This is a genomic window from Agrobacterium sp. NPDC090273 (genome assembly GCF_044772305.1).
Classification (GTDB): Bacteria; Pseudomonadota; Alphaproteobacteria; order Rhizobiales; family Rhizobiaceae; genus Agrobacterium.
The window spans coordinates 94,546-113,446 of the sequence record NZ_JBIVYN010000013.1 but is presented as its reverse complement, the minus strand read 5'-3'; the positions used below and the strand labels follow the sequence as shown (position 1 = coordinate 113,446).

Here is an 18,901-nt window from a genome sequence, read left to right as displayed (position 1 = left end):
GGTAAGAGTGCGCGGCATTAGCCGCGCCATCCAAGAAAGCGCCGTTCGATCAGTCCGATCACATAGCTCACGATAAGCCCCATCACCGATAGAATGGTCACGCCTGCAAAAAGCTTTTCCAGGTCGTAGAGCGAACCGGCTTCGAGAATGTAAGAACCCACACCATATTGGGCACCGAGCATTTCCGCCGCAACGAGGAGGATAATGGCAATCGAGATCGAGACCCGCAAACCTGAGAGGATCGCGGGAAATGCACCGGGCAATACGATCTTTCGGACAATTGACCACCACGACAAACCAAAGCTTTGCCCCATGCGGATCAACGAACGATCGACATTGTCGACCGCGCCGTAGGTTGCAACAACGGTCGGCGTAAAGGTCCCGAAGGCGATCAGCATGTATTTCGACATTTCATCAATGCCGAACCAGATGACGAAAAGCGGCAAAAGGGCAATTTTCGGGATTGGAAAGAGCGCAGCAACCAAGGGCACGAGGCCGGCGCGAACGTGACTGAACAGGCCGATCATGACGCCAACCATGACGCCGAAGGAAATCCCAAGGCAAGCACCAACAAACAGGCGCTGCAGCGAAGGCAGCAGGTGCTTCCACAAAAGCCCTGTATTCCAGAGCTGGATGAATGTGTCCACAACGGCGGACGGCCGCGGCAATGTCAGGCTTGAAATGATCCCCGTCCTTGTGCCGATTTCGGCAAGGGCAATCAGGACGACAAAAACAAGGATCGCGATGCCGCGGACCGGTGTTGGTGCAAAACCGCCGCCGCGGAACTGAACGGCACGCACCTCCTTCTCCGAAGGATTGGCGATCTTATCCTGGATCGGAATTGAATTCGAGATTGAGGCTACATCAGACATTGACCAACTCCTTGTCGGCGGCCATCGCTTCTTCGCGCATTAGCGCCCAAAGTTGCTTCTGCTTTTCTTCAAGCAACGGATCGCCGAGCTGTCGTTCACTCAGCGGAATGTCGATATCGACGATCTCACGAATGCGGCCGGGACGACGTGATAGAACAACGACACGGTGCCCGAGGCGCACGGCCTCATTGAGGTTGTGCGTCACATAGACAGAGGTGAAGGGTTGCCGCGTCCAGAGCGACACGAGATCGTCCATCAGGAGTTCACGCGTCTGGCTGTCAAGCGCTGACAAGGGCTCGTCCATCAACATCACCGCTGGACGCACGGCAAGCGCCCGGCTGATGGCAACGCGCTGGCGCATGCCGCCGGATAGCTGCTTGGGAAGTGCCTTTCGAAACTCGGAAAGGCGTGTCCGCTCCAGAACATCGGTGACGATATCATTCATTTCGCCGCTACTGAGGCCATGGTCTTCCAGCACCAGCTTGATGTTGCCTTCAACGGTCCGCCAGGGCAGCAAGGCGAAATGCTGAAAAACATAGGTCAGCGGGTTTAGCGAGCCTGCCGGAGGCTTGCCGACCTGCAGGACCTGGCCGGAGGTCGGCCGCTCCAGTCCGCCAAGGAAGCGAAGGAGCGTCGATTTCCCACAGCCCGACGGACCGATAAGACAGATGATCTGGCCTTGCGGGATATCGAGAGAAATGTCCTTCAGGACCTCGACGGCACCGTAATAATGGCTGATGTTTTCGATTTTCAGGTCCATGAGAGCCCTCCGGAGGGAGGCCTCTTCAGCCTCCGTACGATGATTGGCGATCGATCAGATCGTCTTGACGTAGGACGTATCGAACAGTTGTTCGTTCGTGACGGCATCCTTGACCATGCCTTCCGCCTTCATCCACGCAACCTGTTCGCTGCAGCTTTCGACTGAGAGCGCAAGATCCTTGTTGATGCGCATCGCACCATCAATCAGGTTGCGCCTTGCCTCTTCGAAGGGGCTATCGCTTTCGACATATTTATGAACGATGCGGGCCAGATCTTCGCGCACAGCATCATCGGTGGTCTTGTCGACAAAGGCTGCATTGTAATCGGCAATGGCACGGGAATAGGCCTTGACGAAGGCTTCCGTCACAGCACGCTCATCCGTGGCATTCTTGGTCGAGGTGAAGGCCGTGGTGACCTGGTAATTCGGTGCATAGTCGGAAACGAGACCGATCTGCTTGGCTGCACCATCGCGGATCAACTTCTTGGCAACGTTGGGCTGGATCGCCCAGGCATCGATCTGGCCTGTCGAGATCGCACCCACAATGGCGCCAAGCTTCTGCAGCGGGCGCAACTGGATGTCGGACATCGGGATGTTGTTGGCCTTGGCAATCTTGTAGGCCATGAAGTGGAACGACGAACCGGCCGTTGTGATCCCAAAAGTCTTGCCCGCAAGCTTGGATGCTTCCGTCAGGCCTGCGTCATAAGCCTTGTTGGATGCAAGAATGATCGCGCCAACTGTGCCCTTCTCTTCCGTCAGCGCACCACCGATGACCTTGATGGCCCCCTTCTGTGCGAGGCTGACAAGACCGCCAGTAATGGATGTCACACCGAAATCCGCGTCGCCGGACGCGATGGCAACCGACATCGGCTGAGCCGCTTCGAAGAACTTGAGCTCGATATCGAGGCCCGCTTCCTTGAAGTATCCTCGCTCAAAGGCAATAAAGCTCGGCGCATGGCTGGCGAGATGAAGGACGGCTAGGTTGCGCGTGCTGGCGCGGGCGGGTAGTCCAAACGCTGCGGTCGCGCATGTTGCGCCCATGCCGATTAGCGCCTGACGGCGCGTCAAAGAAAAATTCATCTGGTTGTCTCCAATCCTCAACGCCTCCTCCGGCGTCACAGGACCTGTTTGCCATCCACGTGGCAGGAAGACAACGAACAATAGTTATGCTTCTCATGCCCTGAAGGCATGACGCAACCCACAAGCGGTATGGCGATCAGGCGAGCTTGGAGAGGCTGGCCAGCTTACTGGTGAGAATCTCGACGAGTTTTCTGAGGTTTGCAGAGTGTGGACGCTGCCGGTTCCAGAAAACAGAAACCTCGAAGCGGGGCGCATGCTCGATCGGCAGGATCACAAGGTTGTGGCCGATCGGCCCAAGCGTTGTGAGATAATCAACCAGAACAATCCCCATTTCCTCGTTTGCAAGCGCCAGAGCCGTATCGGAAAACCGTGCGACAGCTCTGATCTGCACATTGACCCGTGCGCGCGACAGGAAGCGGTCCACCACCGTTTGGTGCGCACCGCCCGGTTCGAAGGAGATGAAGTCGGCGCCCTCGAGGTCACTGGCCCGGATAATATCGCGTGAGGCAAGCGGATGGCTCCTCGGGACGGCCGCAACGAGATCGACTTGCCCCACCTGCTCCATCATCACCAGCGGATGATTGGGTGCAGTGATGGTAACGACGCCTTCACCGCGACCGCTCAGAAGATAGTCTTCAATTTGATTGACCGAGAGAACGTCGAAAAAGAGCTCGATTCCCTTTACCTCGATCGACAGTTGCCTGAGGGCTTGCGGCACGAGTGCCCTGGCAACACTCGCGGTCGAGCCGACCCGAAAAACAGCGGTTTCACCGCGGGCAATACGCCCGATCTGCGCGCCAATCCCGGAAATCTGACGGATCAGCGGATCGATTTCGGCGTAGATTTCGAGAGCCTCCGACGTCGGGACAAGGCGGTTGCGATCCCTGGCAAAAAGCGCAATGCCCAACAGGTCCTCGATCCGGCGGATGGTGCGGCTGAGAGACGGTTGCGACACCGCCAGCACCTTCGACGCGGCGGTTATCGAACGGGTTTGCATGACCGTATGAAAAATCTCGATCTGCCTGAGGCTAAGGAGTGAATCGGCCCCCTTCTTGGTGGCGTCCGTGTCGAGAGGATCCAGATCACCTGCCATTGGATACTCGATCGAGGAATGGAACAAGCATGTCGAGGATGGCGCCGGAAGCCGTCTCGGGCAGCATGTGGCCACCTTCGAGACCCCGACCTGAGACGTCTTTCGCCCAGTCCGCCCAGATATCCAGCGGCTCGCGCCCACCGCCGTAACGGCGACCGGCCTCCCAAAAGACCAGAACAGGCACATCTATCCTTCGCCCGTTGGAGCGGTCAGCCAGATCGTCTGCCTCATCCACCGTGGCGCCGGCCCGGTAGTCGTTGCAGATCGCATGCCGCACGGCTGCATCATCAAAAGCGATACGATAGTCCTCGATCGCCAACGGGTGCAGACGATCGAGCCCATGCGCCATCTTATCCAGACTGTTGTCGATGAACATGCGCGGATTGGCAGACAGCAGCGTTTCGGGCAGCGGCTCGGGCTGAGCCAGCGCAAACCAGTGCCATGCGCCCATGCCAAATGCCTTGCTTGCACCTTCCCACATCTCCGGCGTCGGCACGACGGTGACCGAGACGTATGCCGGTACGGCTTGCGGATAATCAAGCGCCATTCGGTAACCGACGCGCGCACCGCGGTCATGGCCGATCAACACATACTGGCTGTGGCCTAATGCCCCCATCATGGCGTGCAGTTGCTCGCCCATCCAGCGCTTTGTACCGCTTCTTTCCGATTTGCCAAGAACACGGCTTCGACCATAACCCGGCAGATCAGGGATCACGACGGTGTATGACGCGGCCAGAAGCGGCGCAATCCGGTGCCACGCCGTACGTGTTTCAGGGTAGCCATGCAGCAGAAGGACTGCCGGTCCCGAACCACTGGTCAGGATATCAAAGTCCGTCCCGGCAGTGACGACATGCTTTTCTTCAAATCCAGGAAATAGCGAGTTCGCCAAGCGCTCCATAAAGAATCTCCTCCCGATCCGTTTCGTACCGCGCCTTGGGCCGATTGCAAGCCGTCAATTTTCAATGAGCCGCACCAGCCGTCCAATCGCGACAGGCATGTCCTCGTTTGATTTCAACCTGAAATATCAAGTCTGAAGGGACGATCGGCGCCAGCAACTTCAGGTTCAGACAAGCCCTATCGCGTACCCAGAGTTAGCAAAATTGTGGTTTCAAGCGGCAGATTCGTTTCCTGTCTTCGACAGGCGTCATTTGCCGACTTCAGGATTTTTTGAGACATGACATCGATTATTCCGTCCCTGAACGCCAATCAGATTAAATATCTTTCGACAGAGGCGATCGCAGCTTGGACGACAGAGGATGTCGCGTCACTTTCCAAAGCACAAATCAAAGTTCTTTCGTCGGCACAGGTCTCAGCGCTGGCGACTGAAAATGTCAAAGTTCTCAACTCGCAACAGTTGAGCGCGATTTCACAGAGCGCGGTTGTCGGTTTGACGCTCGATCAACTCAGCATCCTCGACAAATACGCCATTGAAAGCCTGACGTCCGTCCAGGTTTCCGCATTCACCACCACGCAGCTTCATGCTTTCACGACCGAACAGGCGAAAGCCTTGACGTCCGCTCAGGTGGGTGCGCTCAAGGCAACGCAGCTTGCCGCACTCAGCGCAGACGACATTGCGACGTTTTCGACAGCCGACATCGCGGCGATCGCCGGTAAAGCAATTTTAGGGCTTAGTACCGAGGCAATCGCGGCGCTCACCACCGATCAAATCGCCGCCTTGAGCACCAGTGCCATTGCAAGCCTGACCAGTGGCCAGATCGCGGTTTTGAGCACGGACCAGATCGAGGCGCTGAAACCGGCGCAGGTCAAGGCGTTCAACTCGATGCAACTCTCCCTCCTGAGCGCTGAAGGGATCGCAACTTTTTCGACTGACGACATCGCTGCGATTTCGAGCAAAGCCATGCTTGGGTTGAGTACCGAAGTGGTTGCCTCCCTCACGACAGACCAGGTCAGCGCATTGACGGGCGCACAGATTGCCGCTCTGAAAACGTCACAGGTCGCCGCATTGACCACAGAGCAGGTCGAAGCCTTAACGTCGACACAGGTGAAGTCGCTGACCTCGGCACAACTTTCGACCTTGAGTGCAGAGGCGATTGCAACATTTTCGACGGCCGATATCGCCGCGATCTCGCCCAAGGCGATGGCAGGCTTGGGCACCGGTGCGATTGCCAACCTCACGACAGAGCAGGTCACCGTCCTGACCGCCGCCCAACTCTCCAGCTTCAAGGCATCGCAACTCCAGGCCTTGAATGCCGATCTCGTCGGGTCCCTCTCGACCGCACAGATCGTCGCTCTGAGTGCTTCGGCAATCACGGGCCTGACGACGCTCCAGATTGAAGCCTTGACCACGAGCCAGGTGGAAGCCCTTTCGCCGGCTCAGGTAAAGTCGCTCAGCGCGACGCAGCTTGCTGCGATGAGCGCCGATGACATCGCCACCTTCTCACTAGCAGATATCGCAGCCATCTCGGGGAGCGCCGTGTCCGGTTTGAACACGGAAGCGATCACCGAACTTTCGCCGGACAAGATCGCCGTGCTCAGCGCCAGCGCCATTGCCGCGTTGACGACCAGCCAGATTGCTTCCTTGAGCTCTGAGCAGGTTGAGGCTTTGAAGCCAACCCAGGTCAAGGTGTTGAGCTCGACCCAACTCTCCGCGTTGAGCGCCGAGGCGATCGCGACCTTCTCGACTGCCGACATGGCGGCGATTTCGAGCAGAGCGATGCCAGGACTGACCACAGACGTGATTGCAGCGCTGACCACGGGGCAGGTCGCGGCACTCAATTCGAGCGTGATTGCAAGTTTTACATCCGATCAGATCGGAGCTCTCAGTCCGGAGCAGATTACCGCGTTGACGACCGCGCAGATTGCGGCGCTCAAGGCTACTCAGCTCACGAACCTGACAACAGGTCAGGCGGAAGCCCTATCTCCGGCACAGGTAAAATCACTAAACTCGACGCAACTTGCTGCCTTGAGTGCCGACAACATTTCAACCTTCTCCACCGCAGATATCGCAGCGATTGCGGCCAAGGCCATGCCCGGATTGGGCGCAGAAGCGATTGCCTCCCTGACGAAAGATCAGGTCACTGCATTGACGACCGTGCAGCTCGCCGCGCTAAAGGCAGCACAATTTCAGGCCTTGCAGGCTGATCAGATCGAGGCGCTGTCGACAGCTCAGGTCGCCGCACTCAGCACCGGTGCCGTCTCAAGCCTGACCGCCGAGCAGATAGAGGCGTTCAGCACCCAGCAGATCGAGGCCCTTTCGCCGACGCAGGTCAAGGCACTCGGCTCAACGCAACTTGCGGCGCTCAGCCCGGCGGATCTCGCGACGTTTTCGACTGCCGATATTGCAGCTATTACCGCCAGAGCCGTGGCAGGATTGAGCGCAGAAGCGATTGCAGCACTCACAACAGCCCAGATTGCCGCCATCAACACCAGTGCGGTTACAGGATTGACCGCAGATCAGCTCGAGGCTCTGAGCACCTCCCAGATAGAAGCTCTTTCGCTGGCACAGGTTAAATCCTTGAGTTCAGCTCAGCTTGCAGCCCTTGGACCAGAGGATCTCGCAACATTTTCGACTGCCGAGATCGCAGCCATTGGCAGCAAGGCGATTGCCGGATTGAGCACCGATGTCATTGCAGCACTTACGCACGATCAGATCGCAGCTCTGAGCACCAGTGCTGTCTCTGGACTGACGGCAACCCAGATTGAAGCTCTGAGCGGAAACCAGGTCATCCTGCTCTCCAACCCGCAACTCAAGGCATTGAACGCCGCCCAGGTCGCGGCATTGGACGATGATATCGCAACGTTGTCGTCGAGCCAGATCACCATGTTGAGCGCGTCTGGCGTCAAAGGCTTGACGGCTGATCAGATATCGGCGCTGAGCGCAGAGCTGATCTCCGCTTTCACGACCGCACAAATTGCGGCACTCGGTTCTGCTCAGATCTCGGCGTTGACTACCGACGATATTGCTACGCTTTCTGCAAGCCAGATTGCTGCGTTGAGCACGGACGCGACGACAGGGCTGTCGACCAGTCAGATCGCGGTTCTCAGCACCGATCAGATTGCACGGCTTTCGACCAAGCAGATTGCGACGTTGAATTCGGCGCAGGTTTCCGCCTTGAGCCCCGACGATATAATCGCTGTTTCAACGGCTCAGATCGCCGCCTTGAGTTCGTCGGGCATAACAGGGCTCACCACCCAGCAACTGGCATCGTTTACGACCAGTCAGGCAGAAGCACTCACGAGTTTGCAGATCCGCAATCTCGGCTCCGCGCAGATTGCCGAGCTGGGTGCGGAAGGCGTGGCGCAATTCTCGACAAAGGATATTGCTGCTATCAGTGCAGACGCAATCGCGGGATTGTCGACGGACGCCCTCACCTCCCTGACAACAGCTCAGATCGCCGCCTTCAGTTCACAGAGCGTCGGCGCCTTAAGCACCGCACAGATCGCCGCTTTGAGCACGGCGCAGGTCGAGGCATTCACGAGCGTGCAGGTCAGCGCGCTTACCTCCAGGCAGATCACTGTCTTGGGCGTTGAAGGCATTGCAACCTTTACGACCAAGGACATTGCCGCGATCAGTTCAAGCGCGATCTCGGGATTGTCGACAGAAATTCTGGTCCAGATGAGCGAATCGCAGATTGCTGCCCTCAACTCGCTAAGCGTCAGCATGCTGAGTACAGCACAGATTACGGCGCTTGCATTCAATCAGGTCGAGGCGCTGACCAGCGCTCAGGTCGGTGCGTTGAACTCCAAACAGATTGCCGCGCTGAGCGCAGACGCGATCAGCATGTTCTCCACCAGGGATTTTGCCGCGATCGCCTCAAGCGCAATCACCGGCCTGTCGCCGCAGACCATTGCATCGCTGACGACGGCGCAGATCGCTGCACTTTCGACCGCAGGGATAGGAGCGTTGAGCACTACACAGGTTGCCGCGTTCACCACCGACCAGATCAAGGCTTTGACGACTTCCCAGATCGGTGCAGTCACCTCTAAACAGATTGCCGCATTGCGAGTCGCCGATGTCGCGTCGCTTTCGACATCACAGCTTGCCGCATTGAGCACAGCGGGCATAGCAGGCCTGAGCACGGATCAGATTAGCGCCCTCAGCACTGGGCAGGTCGAAGCCCTGACCAGTGCCCAGATCAGCGCCCTCAGCTCAAAACAGATCGGCGCTCTGAGTGCGGAGGGTGTAAACACCTTCACCACCGCAGAGCTTGCAGCAATCGGTTCGAACGCGATTTCGGGTATCACAACGACAACGATTGCATCGTTGACGACAGCCCAGATCGCTGCATTGAGCGCCACATCTGTTTCAGGGCTTACTACGGTGCAGATCGAGGCACTGAATACCGAACAGTTGAGTGCCCTGACAACCGCTCAGATTGGAGCTCTCACCTCAAAACAGATCGCAGCACTTGAAACCGCTGACATAGCTTCGCTTTCCGTCGATCAGATTGCCGCGCTTGCACCTTCCGGCATAGCCGGACTGACTTCAGATCAGATTGCAGTGCTCAAAACCGATCAGGTTGAGGCGTTGACCAGCACCCAGGTTGGCGCGCTGAGTTCGAAGCAGATTGCTTCGCTGAGCGCAGACGGTCTGGCTATGTTTTCGACTGCCGATCTGGCAGCAATCGGCTCGAATGCCATCTCTGGCCTGTCGGCGGCAACTATTATGACGCTGACATCGGCCCAGATTAACGCGCTGAGTACGGCCGCAATCTCGGGCTTGACCACTGGCCAGCTCGCGGCACTGAACATCGATCAGCTCGATGCCTTGACGACGTCTCAAATCGGCGCTCTTGCCTCCAGACAGACCGCCGCCCTTACCGCGTCCGGCGTCGCCTCCCTCTCGGCCGACAAGATCGCAGCCTTCAGCACCGCCGGGATCGTAGGCCTGACGACCGATCAGATCTCCGCTCTAAGCACCGCCCAGATCGAGGGCTTCACCAGTGCCCAGATCAGCGCGTTGAGCGCAAAACAGATTGCCGCACTTGGTGCGGACGATCTCGATACCTTCACCACTGCGGAGTTGGGTGCCATCAGTTCATCCGCAGTTTCGGGCCTGTCGAGCGCAATGATTGCAGCGTTGACGACGACACAGGTAGCCGCTCTCTCAACAGCAGCGATAGCTGGTCTGACCACCGAGCAAATCACCGCAATGAGCACGGATCAGCTCAATGCCATGACGAATAGCCAGATCGGCGCCCTTTCCTCGAAACAGACCGCGGCGTTGAGCCCATCCGGCATCGCTTCGCTTTCGAGCGAAAAAATCGCCGCACTCGATGCCAAAGCTATAGCCGGGCTGAGCAGCGCCCAGGCAGGTGCAATGAGTGTCGAGCAGATCGAGGCCCTGTCCAGCCGGCAAATCGCATCGCTGAGTTCGGATGCGATCAAGGCACTATCGCCCGAAAAGCTGGAGACCTTCTCGCCCGAAGAACTCGCTGCTATCGGTGCAAGCGCAATAAAAGGGCTTCCGACCGACTTCATTGCCGCTCTTTCTTCTGCCGAGGTCGCCGCCTTGAGCACATCCGGCATTTCCGGGCTGACGAGCGATCAGGTTGGAGCTCTCAGCAAGGGCCAGATCGATATCCTTACGACGAGCCAGATCGCAGCATTGAGTTCTGGTGGGCTTCAGGGATTGACGACGGAGGACCTGACAACATTTTCGACAGAGAAGCTCGCGGCAATCAGCTCGACTGCGATCAGGGGACTGTCAACGGCCATTGTCGCGGCCCTGACGACCGGTGAGATTGCCGCCCTGTCGACAAGCCAAGTTGCGGCTCTCAGCTACAGTCAGGTCGCGGCAATGGGTTCTGCTCAAATCGGGGCACTGTCGATATCGCAGGTCGGCGCCCTCACCTCAACGCAGGCGGCGGCACTCGCGGGCGATGATCTGGCAGCGTTCTCGGCAGAACAACTCATCAGCCTGAGTTCAAGCGCGATCACCGGATTGAGGACCGGCACGCTTGCGGCCCTGACTGCCTCGCAGGCGGCAGCCTTCACACCGGGCCAGATCGCCGCCATGACATCTGCACAGGTTGCTGCATTGAAGACTGAAATGGAGGCAAGCAGCGCCTCTCAGGATGCCGCTCCGTCCAGCTCCGCCACGCAGACTGGGACGGAAGCAGAGGCACAGGAACCATCTGACGTTACTGCGGCGATTTCGTCTTATCAGGATGTCTGACACTGGCCTCATGAGCAGAGCACAAGGCTCTGCTCATATCGTCTTCGGAAGGCTGAGTACCTTTGCAGCTTCAGCCCAACGCTAGCCAGCGTGTTTCCTATCTCCGAAACAATCAGCCGACTGCCTAACTTGTTTTGTCCCACGCTACGGCCATCTGGGTTGACTGAAAGAGGTGACAGGGCCATGTTCAGCTCATGCTGATTATGTGTCTCGATACCGTTTTGAAGCGGGTTTTTGTCATCGCGGGAATCTGACCCCCGGCCCGGTCGTGTCGCGCCCGGTCGAGGGGCGCAAGTGTTGGCTTTACCGTCCGCCAACAATCAAGGCGACAGCGATCCTGAAATTTCCTTAAACCACCACGTGGCGCAGTGACTGCAGCCGCGAATATTCAAGAGTATTAACGTGGCACACAAGAGCAAGCCTTCCATCACCATCGCCCGTTCGGAATACGAACGCCTCACAAAGCTCGCCGACAGTCAGGCATTGCAAAACCCGGAGGTCTCGGATGCGCTCCTGACCGAACTGGAACGCGCCCGCATTGTTGACGATCTGGAACTGCCAGAGGGTGTCGTCAGAATGGGATCGTCTCTCCGTTACACCAGCGATCTTGGTGAAGACCGCCGGGTTACGCTCGTCTATCCCGGTGAGGCAGATATTGCCGAAGGAAAAGTCTCGATCATGACGCCGATTGGGGCCGCATTGATTGGCTTGTCGTCCGGACAGTCAATCGACTGGACGGCGCGAGACAACCGCATACACAGGCTGACAGTCGAGACGGTGAAAGCGCCCACTCAGGTAAAGTGATCTGAGCGAACCAGAAGCAAAAAGGGTGATATTCGCCTAGTTCACCCTTCCTCTTTCGGCCAGGAAGTCCAACAGTGCACGGACGCGAGACGGTACCGGGCCGCCCTGGCCGATATAGACAGCATGGAATTCCTCTTCCTGTCCCGGGTCGAGATGGTCAAGCAGTGCCACGAGCCGGCCAGCGGCAATGTCCTTTCTCACCGTGAAGGCTGCAAGTCGGGCGATGCCGACGCCTGCAAGGCAAAGATGGCGCATGCCTTCACCGTCACTGACCTGAACGCGACCGGTGACCGGAATATTGACAGTTTTGACGCCGTCGTGAAGCAGCCATCCTTCAACGGATCTTGTATATCCGAAGCCGAGGCGATTATGCGCCTCGAGGTCTTCAATCGCCCGGGGTTCACCATACCGCTCCAGGTACGAGGGCGCGGCTACGATCATGAGCGGCGTCTGACCAAGCTTGCGTGCCAACAGGCTGGAACTTTTCAAGGGCCCGGCCCGGATCGCCACATCTGTCCTGTCCGTCACGAGATCAACAACGGTATCGGTCTGCATGAAATCGACCATCACGCCAGTGTGACGTGCAAGAAATTCCGGCAAGACCGGTGCAAGGATGTGATTGAAATAGGAGGCACTCGTGTTCACGCGAACACGCCCCACCGCCTGCTCACCGAGGCCTGCCGTGCGCTCCGCGTCCTCGAGGTCGGCAAGCAGGCGGGTTGCGCGCTCATAAAAAACGCAGCCCTCTGCCGTTAGCTTCAATTGCCGTGTTGATCGGGTAAGCAGCCTTGCGCCGATGCGCGACTCCAGTCGGGCGATGAGTTTGCTGACCGCTGACGGTGTGAGATGCGCCGCCCTAGCCGCCTGTGAGAATCCACCGAGTTCGACTACCCGCACAAAGACATCCATCTCACCGAACCGGTTTACCTCAGGTCTTGCCATGATGAATCTATCTCACAAGTGATGTTATTTAACTCAGTCTATTTCAATGACATTCCGTCGCCTATCTTAATTTCACGATCGCGCAAGCCGAAGATCTCGGCCGCAGGGTTTTGATCGCTCGTCATCAGACAAAGGTTGGTGTCATGGAATATCGCTATCTTGGAACGTCGGGCCTCAAGGTCCCGGTTCTCTCCTTCGGAACAGGAACTTTTGGTGGAACAGGCCCATTGTTCAGCAACTGGGGCACCTCTGATGCAATGGAGGCAAGTCGCCTTGTGGACATTTGCCTGGAGGCTGGCGTCAATCTGTTCGACACTGCTGACGTCTATTCCAATGGTGCGTCGGAAGAGCTGCTTGGTCAGGCAATCAGGGGGCGACGCGATGCGGTTGTGATTTCGACCAAAGCGACACTCCCAACCGGTGATGGACCGAACGATGCGGGTTCCTCACGCCTTCATCTGGTAAAGGCCGTCGAAAATGCGCTGCGCCGTCTCTCCACCGATCATATCGATATCTTCCAGCTTCATGCCTTCGATGCGGCTACGCCAATCGAGGAAGTCCTGTCGACGCTCGATATGCTCGTTCGCGCCGGCAAGATCCGTTATGTCGGGGTGTCGAACTTCTCCGGCTGGCAGATCATGAAATCACTTGCTGTTGCCGAGCGACACGGCTGGCCGCGTTATGTAGCGAACCAGGTCTACTATTCCCTTATCGGGCGTGATTATGAGTGGGATCTCATGCCTCTTGGCAAGGATCAGGGCCTTGGTGCAATGGTCTGGTCGCCGCTCGGCTGGGGACGGCTCACTGGGAAAATCCGGCGCGGCGCTCCGCTTCCGAAAAAAAGCCGGCTGCATGAAACTGCGAGCTTTGGGCCACCGGTTGACGATGAACTGCTTTATCGCGTTGTTGACACTCTTGACGCAATAGCCGAGGAGACCGGAAAGACAGTGTCGCAGATCGCGCTCAACTGGCTTCTGCAACGCCCGACCGTGTCCTCAGTCATCATCGGCGCGCGCAATGAGGATCAACTGCGACAGAACCTCGGTGCAATCGGCTGGACCCTGAACCCCGCTCAACTGCGAACACTCGACGAAGCAAGCGCTGTGACGCCTCCCTACCCGCACTCACCCTACTACCGTCAGGAAGGCTTTGCGCGCCTTAACCCACCGATCGGTGGGTAACTAAAACGAAGATTGGGGTGGATCGTAACGCCCACTCGGTATTTCCATCCACCCGGCTTCACTGGGTTCCAAATACAGCTCGGATTGCACGGTTCGAGAAACTGAAGCTTGGGCAGAACCGAGCACCAATCAGCCGTTTCGGTCAACGGTTATGGTATAGGCTCCAGGGCTTTCGTCATCAGAATCCAGCTGAACGAGGAGCGTGTCGCACTCGAGGCAACTGTTGCAGATCCCGCATCCATCCATGTCGAAATCGCGCGCGGATTTGCGTTCCCGACAGCACTCGCAGAGTACTGTGGCCCGACGCGACAATCGTGCCGGCGCAAGAAACTGAACAACCTGATTTTGGACAGCCGGAACGGCAGGACGCGACATCGCAACCTCCCTTGTTGATCTCACAACAGAGATGGGGATGATCAGGTTCAATGTCCATATTCGAGGCGCCCTTCTGCCCTAATTCAGGGTGGACTCGGTCAGGGCAAATCCAGACGCTTCAAAGCTGGCTTGCGAGTTTCAACAGCTCACGCCAACGATTGACATAACCATCCACGAACTGCTTCTGGATACCCGCCGCCGCCATTCGTTCACCCAGGACATCCAGATCGAAATCTTCCAGTTGGGTTCTCTCCGGATAATGTCTGAGCGTATACCTGAAGGTCTCCTCCCAACTGCGCCGAACACCCACTGAGGCATCATCCAGGTGCGGACGGTAGGCGCGTATGAACTCTCCTAGGGTCATTGTTTAAAAAATCCTTCTTCAATCCGACTTTGCTGTTTCGGCGGATCGGCAAAGTCAACGTTCTTTCTCTGAGGCGCGATGGTGTCTCTTCGCCAAAACCGGTTCTGCTTTACCGAAGGTGATTTAAGCGGCAGGATTCCGGAATTCGTTCATTCATCGGCCATCATCAAAGCGAATGATTCTTACCAGTAAACCGGCCTCGCACGGTTTTTTAGTAAAAACAGGATTGCCGTTCACGGCATCGATACCTATTCTCCCGCAGCGGCAAACAAGCCGCCGATCATTTACGGGGATATACATGGCCACTGGCACAGTAAAATTTTTCAATCAGGACAAGGGCTTCGGCTTTATTACGCCGGATAACGGCGGCGCAGACGTCTTCGTCCACATTTCGGCAGTCCAGGGTTCGGCCCCGCTTCGTGACGGCGAAAAAGTGAGCTACGAGCTTGGCCAGGACCGGAAAACCGGAAAGTCCAAGGCGGAAAACGTCACTTCTGTCTGATTGATCTGCTTTCGCACACACCTGCGTGCAATGGTGCGTCGCCGCGTTGTTACGTGGCGGCGCAACCAAAAATTATTGACCTAAATTCAAACAGTCAGCTTAGGACAAATCTCTCATCGCGCCTGAAGATGATGCGACGAGCGAGATTATTCTCGCCATTGAGACCAAAGCGTCAAGGAGCTGGGTGGCTCTTCTGATCGGCGAAGGCCGGGAGCGTAACCGGCGGTTCTTCCTCTGGCTTGAAACGTCAGAGTGCTTCTAAAAAGAAATCAACCAACCTGGATACGGCGTCATTGACGGACGCTTCGCGATCATAAAGATCGACATGGGTTGCGTTGTCGACCACATAAAGCATCTTAGGCTCCTTAGCGCGCTCGAAAGCATCCAACGTCATCCATGCGGTTACAGCATTTTCTGCTGTGATCATCAGAAGAGGACGAGGAGAGATCATTTCTATAAAGCGAAATGCATCGAATGTGGCCATCCGATCGACGCTATCCCAGGTAAGAGATCTGGCAGAACGCGGATGGCTGCACCGTTCAGTGCAGTAGTATTCCCACCCTTCGAAGACATGAAGGCCACCCGCTCGCGCCTCTTCCTGACCGGCGGGGAAGACAGGAAACCGCCCCATCTCTTCGCCAGCCGCAACACGAGTACGTGCTTCAGCGGCCGCTTCGAGTAGATTGATGAGGACAGCTGGATCCTGATTTCCGTCTGCCCCGGCACGTATCTGCAGCCCAACATCGACAGCTGCAATTGTAGCAACTGCCTTTACTCTAGGGTCGCCTACGGAAGCTGGAATTGCGTAGCCACCAGACGCACATATACCAAGGATCCCTATCCGGGCGGGATCAATGTCCGATTGCACACTGAGAAAAGAAACAGCTGCCTTGAAATCTTCAATCCGCTGAGCCGGGTTTTCCAAATCTCGTGGCAAGCCTTCGCTCTCGCCTTGATAGGCAGCGTCGAATGTGAGCAGCGTGAAGCCCTGTTCTGACAATTTCTGTGCATATAGAGCGGGGGACTGCTCTTTAACCGCGGTACCAGGATGGCCAATGACGATCGTACGGCCATTGGGTTTATCCGATGTGAACAGATTCCCTGCGATCTTTAAGCCTGAACTTTTGAACGTTACCGATTTGCGCATCTCGAAGCTTCCTAGACAATTGATCGTCTCCGGCACTCATCTGTCCGGAGCGGACGCTATCGTCGGGGGCTCTTGTGTGTCCGATGTGTTGGGGTTGGTGCTGAAGTGTACCAGAGTGTGTAGATGGGAGCGTTTGCTACACAGGCTTGCAAAGGCGGCAAAAGCCGACACAGCCGAGATACACTTGGGCTGAAATATCATCGCCAGTGCAACAGGATTAAGGGTTAAGGCGATGGTTAAAAGGTGGCTGATTACGGGAAGCTCCAGGGGCCTCGGAAGAGCCTTGGTGGAAGCGGCACTTGAAAGTGGCGACCAAGTTGTCGCGACCGCCCGAAACGTGGACGCGCTCAAGCCATTGATTGAAAAACATGCCGCTCGAGTTGTGCTGTTCCCGCTTGATGTCACCGATCCAATAGCTGCGGACAATGCTGTACAATTTGCAAAGTCATCCTTTGGAGGCCTCGATGTGGTCGTCAACAATGCGGGTTACGGCAACGTCAGTGCAATCGAAGACACTCATATCGAAGAAATGAGACGCGAGATCGAGACAAACCTGTTTGGTACCATCATTGTCACCAAGGCTGTCATCGCGCTGATGCGTGAACAGCGTCACGGACACATCATAAATGTCTCTTCGGTCGGTGGCCGTCTGGGTTCCACGGGACGTGCGAGTTACTCCGCAGCCAAGTGGGGTGTGGAAGGATTTTCAGAAGTTCTGGCACAGGAGATGGCACTTGTCGGTGTGAAGGTAACAATTATCGAGCCCGGTGGCTTCAGAACCGATTTCGCGGGAAGCTCAACTGAACTGCGCGAAGGCCGACCAGAATATGATGCGGTGGTGGGTGCTGCCGCACGTTTTCAACGTGACTACAATGGACGCCAGCCAGGCGATCCGGCCAAGGCCGCTCAGGTCATCTTAAAAATTGCCCAGATGGAAAATCCACCGTCTCGCTTGGCGTTGGGTAGTGACGCCTTAGCCGCGATCCGTAACGCGAATACGTCCCGGCGCGCAGAACTTGAAAAATGGGCGTCCCTCAGCAGTTCCACCGACTTTGAAGGATGACTGCTCGCCTCATCTCACAACAAATAAAAACATGACTATTATCGTCATCTTTCTCTTGATTTTTTGTGTGCAAGGATGATAGCAGCATTCCATGGAAAGCGTGGAACAGTCCGAAATTCTCAAGACATTTTTGGACGTGCGCGCTCGTTTGACACGCGTCATCTACCGTCGCGTTCATTGCCCGGCGACCACTGCCGATCTCATGCAGGATACTTTTATACGCTTCTGGGAACGCCCGGGCCTCCTGCGCGATGTCGTTGATCTGGCCGGATACTTCGTGATCACGGGACGCAACCTCGCGCTTGACCACGAACGCCGTAAAAAGATTGCCCCCTTTATCGACGGGATCGACGGCCTCGAATCCATCTCGGACCCGACACCCTCGGCCGAAGCGGCTACCATCAGCCGCCAGGAACTCCTGCGCGTTCAGGCGGCCCTCGAGCACATGCCTCCTCGGGCGCGGGAGGTGTTCCTGCTATCCCGGATCGAAGGCCTGACATATGTCGAGATTGGCGAACGTCTCGGAATATCGCCAAAGACGGTTTTCGGTCATATGGTAGTCGCGCTTGAGCGATTGCGTGCACAGATGAATGCAGAGCGCTGACCACTCTCACGCTCAAACGGTGACAAGAGAGGCCGCAATGCAGAACCATTCTCTACGGGAACACTGTCCCGACAACCAGCCGGACATCGCGCGCCAGGCGGCCGAGTGGTTTGCCTTGTTGCTTGATGAAGGTGCCAGCCCTACTGATCGTGCCAATTTCCGAGCCTGGCTTGAACAGAGCCCTTCCCATGCGAAGGCATATGCGGAACTTGAGCGCTTGTGGCTCGGCGCTTCGGCGCTCCCTGAGATCTCGCCCACATCGCCCCTGACGCGCAGAACGGTCCTCAAGTCGGGAGGAGCGTTGTTAATTTTGGCCGGAGCTGGGTTGGGGACCCGCGCCTACCTCCAGGCAGAAGCGGACTATCGCACGGGTGTCGGCGAGACTGCCCGTTATGCGCTTCCAGACGGCTCGGTCGTTGAACTGTCGACGGCAAGTGCCATCTCAGTCAATTTCACTGCGGACGGGCGACACATCATTTTGCACCAAGGAGAGGGATTTTTTACCGTTGCCCCAGATCCAGGCAGACCCTTCGTCGTCAGTTCCGGCGTTTTGAACAGCACCGCGCTTGGAACGAAATTCTCCGTCGCCATGCGTGAAAATGGTGTCACCGTTTCTGTAGTTGAGCATTCAGTCCGCGTATCGGCTCCCGACCAGGAACAGGATGTCCATGAGGGCCAGTCGGTCCTGTTCGCAAATGATCGCCTGTCCCTGCCTCAATCTGCAGATGTCGAGACCCAGCTTTCATGGCGTGACGGCAAACTCGTTTTCATCTCGACGCCATTCGAGGATATCGTCGCCACTCTCTCCAATTGGCGGCGTGGCAAGATGATTGTCATGGACAATGCCCTTGCACGCCGGCCTGTCAGCATCATCGTCGACGTGCGTCGGGCAGGCTCGATATTGGATAATCTTGAGAATGGCCTGCCAATTCGCATTGCCAGCTACTCGCCTTTGCTGACCTTGATCTATCCGAAATAA

The 18,901-nt window shown here is 56.9% G+C and carries 15 protein-coding genes; 7 read left to right on the top strand and 8 right to left on the bottom strand.

Going from position 1 to position 18,901, the window contains the following annotated elements; genetic code table 11:
* Positions 1 to 17 precede the first annotated feature (17 nt).
* The 5 genes from ACIQT8_RS24630 to ACIQT8_RS24610 form a co-directional block, all read right to left on the bottom strand.
* A complete protein-coding gene (locus tag ACIQT8_RS24630; RefSeq protein WP_138791657.1) occupies positions 18 to 872 on the bottom strand; it encodes an ABC transporter permease in 855 nt (284 codons plus the stop codon).
* A complete protein-coding gene (locus ACIQT8_RS24625) occupies positions 865 to 1,632 on the bottom strand; it encodes an ABC transporter ATP-binding protein (protein ID WP_400970993.1) in 768 nt (255 codons plus the stop codon). The genes ACIQT8_RS24630 and ACIQT8_RS24625 overlap by 8 nt, the downstream gene beginning before the upstream one ends.
* Positions 1,633 to 1,686: 54 nt before the next feature.
* Entirely contained in the window at positions 1,687 to 2,709 is a 1,023-nt protein-coding gene (locus tag ACIQT8_RS24620; protein ID WP_138791655.1) for an ABC transporter substrate-binding protein, read from the bottom strand.
* A gap of 136 nt (positions 2,710 to 2,845) precedes the next feature.
* Positions 2,846 to 3,802, bottom strand: a complete 957-nt coding sequence (locus ACIQT8_RS24615) for a LysR family transcriptional regulator (protein ID WP_138791654.1) — start codon at positions 3,800 to 3,802, stop codon at positions 2,846 to 2,848.
* Positions 3,792 to 4,700, bottom strand: a complete 909-nt coding sequence (locus ACIQT8_RS24610) for an alpha/beta fold hydrolase (protein WP_400970989.1) — start codon at positions 4,698 to 4,700, stop codon at positions 3,792 to 3,794. The genes ACIQT8_RS24615 and ACIQT8_RS24610 overlap by 11 nt, the downstream gene beginning before the upstream one ends.
* A gap of 276 nt (positions 4,701 to 4,976) precedes the next feature.
* On the opposite strand from ACIQT8_RS24610, the gene ACIQT8_RS24605 reads away from it, so the two are divergent.
* Complete coding sequence (locus ACIQT8_RS24605) at positions 4,977 to 10,940, top strand: beta strand repeat-containing protein (protein WP_400970986.1); 5,964 nt, start codon at positions 4,977 to 4,979, stop codon at positions 10,938 to 10,940.
* Between the two features lie 396 nt (positions 10,941 to 11,336).
* Positions 11,337 to 11,744 carry a nucleoside diphosphate kinase regulator gene (gene rnk / locus ACIQT8_RS24600; RefSeq protein WP_400971064.1) on the top strand — a complete coding sequence of 136 codons (408 nt, stop codon included), beginning with the start codon at positions 11,337 to 11,339 and terminating at the stop codon, positions 11,742 to 11,744.
* Between the two features lie 36 nt (positions 11,745 to 11,780).
* Here rnk and ACIQT8_RS24595 read toward each other — a convergent pair whose 3' ends face one another.
* Positions 11,781 to 12,686: a LysR family transcriptional regulator gene (locus ACIQT8_RS24595; RefSeq protein ID WP_400970983.1), complete on the bottom strand. Its 906-nt coding sequence runs from the start codon at positions 12,684 to 12,686 to the stop codon at positions 11,781 to 11,783.
* A gap of 143 nt (positions 12,687 to 12,829) precedes the next feature.
* Between ACIQT8_RS24595 and ACIQT8_RS24590 the strand changes: the two genes are divergently transcribed.
* Positions 12,830 to 13,867 (top strand): aldo/keto reductase, encoded by a 1,038-nt coding sequence (locus ACIQT8_RS24590; RefSeq protein WP_400970980.1) that lies wholly within the window; start codon positions 12,830 to 12,832, stop codon positions 13,865 to 13,867.
* 493 nt (positions 13,868 to 14,360) lie between these two features.
* On the opposite strand, the gene ACIQT8_RS24585 is transcribed toward ACIQT8_RS24590, so the two are convergent.
* Entirely contained in the window at positions 14,361 to 14,606 is a 246-nt protein-coding gene (locus ACIQT8_RS24585) for a hypothetical protein (protein WP_400970977.1), read from the bottom strand.
* Positions 14,607 to 14,904: 298 nt separating this feature from the next.
* Between ACIQT8_RS24585 and ACIQT8_RS24580 the strand changes: the two genes are divergently transcribed.
* The gene (locus ACIQT8_RS24580) at positions 14,905 to 15,108 is read left to right on the top strand and encodes a cold-shock protein (RefSeq protein WP_138791648.1); all 204 of its coding nucleotides are present in this window, start codon (positions 14,905 to 14,907) and stop codon (positions 15,106 to 15,108) included.
* Positions 15,109 to 15,355: 247 nt separating this feature from the next.
* Here ACIQT8_RS24580 and ACIQT8_RS24575 read toward each other — a convergent pair whose 3' ends face one another.
* Entirely contained in the window at positions 15,356 to 16,291 is a 936-nt protein-coding gene (locus ACIQT8_RS24575; RefSeq protein WP_400970974.1) for an alpha/beta hydrolase, read from the bottom strand.
* A 196-nt stretch (positions 16,292 to 16,487) separates the two neighbouring features.
* On the opposite strand from ACIQT8_RS24575, the gene ACIQT8_RS24570 reads away from it, so the two are divergent.
* The 3 genes from ACIQT8_RS24570 to ACIQT8_RS24560 all read left to right on the top strand — a co-directional run bounded on the left by ACIQT8_RS24570 (position 16,488) and on the right by ACIQT8_RS24560 (position 18,901).
* Complete coding sequence (locus tag ACIQT8_RS24570) at positions 16,488 to 17,318, top strand: oxidoreductase (protein ID WP_400970971.1); 831 nt, start codon at positions 16,488 to 16,490, stop codon at positions 17,316 to 17,318.
* 91 nt (positions 17,319 to 17,409) lie between these two features.
* The gene (locus ACIQT8_RS24565; RefSeq protein WP_138791645.1) at positions 17,410 to 17,922 is read left to right on the top strand and encodes an RNA polymerase sigma factor; all 513 of its coding nucleotides are present in this window, start codon (positions 17,410 to 17,412) and stop codon (positions 17,920 to 17,922) included.
* Between the two features lie 37 nt (positions 17,923 to 17,959).
* Positions 17,960 to 18,901: a FecR family protein gene (locus ACIQT8_RS24560; RefSeq protein WP_400970968.1), complete on the top strand. Its 942-nt coding sequence runs from the start codon at positions 17,960 to 17,962 to the stop codon at positions 18,899 to 18,901.

What these genes read in the sequence shown, in the direction of transcription:
- ACIQT8_RS24610 (WP_400970989.1), bottom strand. Translation starts at nt 4,700, where the DNA reads ATGGAGCGCTTGGCGAACTCGCTATTTCCTGGATTTGAAGAAAAGCAT.
- ACIQT8_RS24605 (WP_400970986.1), top strand. Translation starts at nt 4,977, where the DNA reads ATGACATCGATTATTCCGTCCCTGAACGCCAATCAGATTAAATATCTT.
- ACIQT8_RS24615 (WP_138791654.1), bottom strand. Translation starts at nt 3,802, where the DNA reads ATGGCAGGTGATCTGGATCCTCTCGACACGGACGCCACCAAGAAGGGG.
- ACIQT8_RS24590 (WP_400970980.1), top strand. Translation starts at nt 12,830, where the DNA reads ATGGAATATCGCTATCTTGGAACGTCGGGCCTCAAGGTCCCGGTTCTC.
- ACIQT8_RS24625 (WP_400970993.1), bottom strand. Translation starts at nt 1,632, where the DNA reads ATGGACCTGAAAATCGAAAACATCAGCCATTATTACGGTGCCGTCGAG.
- ACIQT8_RS24560 (WP_400970968.1), top strand. Translation starts at nt 17,960, where the DNA reads ATGCAGAACCATTCTCTACGGGAACACTGTCCCGACAACCAGCCGGAC.
- ACIQT8_RS24630 (WP_138791657.1), bottom strand. Translation starts at nt 872, where the DNA reads ATGTCTGATGTAGCCTCAATCTCGAATTCAATTCCGATCCAGGATAAG.
- ACIQT8_RS24620 (WP_138791655.1), bottom strand. Translation starts at nt 2,709, where the DNA reads ATGAATTTTTCTTTGACGCGCCGTCAGGCGCTAATCGGCATGGGCGCA.
- ACIQT8_RS24595 (WP_400970983.1), bottom strand. Translation starts at nt 12,686, where the DNA reads ATGGCAAGACCTGAGGTAAACCGGTTCGGTGAGATGGATGTCTTTGTG.
- ACIQT8_RS24585 (WP_400970977.1), bottom strand. Translation starts at nt 14,606, where the DNA reads ATGACCCTAGGAGAGTTCATACGCGCCTACCGTCCGCACCTGGATGAT.
- ACIQT8_RS24565 (WP_138791645.1), top strand. Translation starts at nt 17,410, where the DNA reads ATGGAAAGCGTGGAACAGTCCGAAATTCTCAAGACATTTTTGGACGTG.
- ACIQT8_RS24570 (WP_400970971.1), top strand. Translation starts at nt 16,488, where the DNA reads ATGGTTAAAAGGTGGCTGATTACGGGAAGCTCCAGGGGCCTCGGAAGA.
- ACIQT8_RS24580 (WP_138791648.1), top strand. Translation starts at nt 14,905, where the DNA reads ATGGCCACTGGCACAGTAAAATTTTTCAATCAGGACAAGGGCTTCGGC.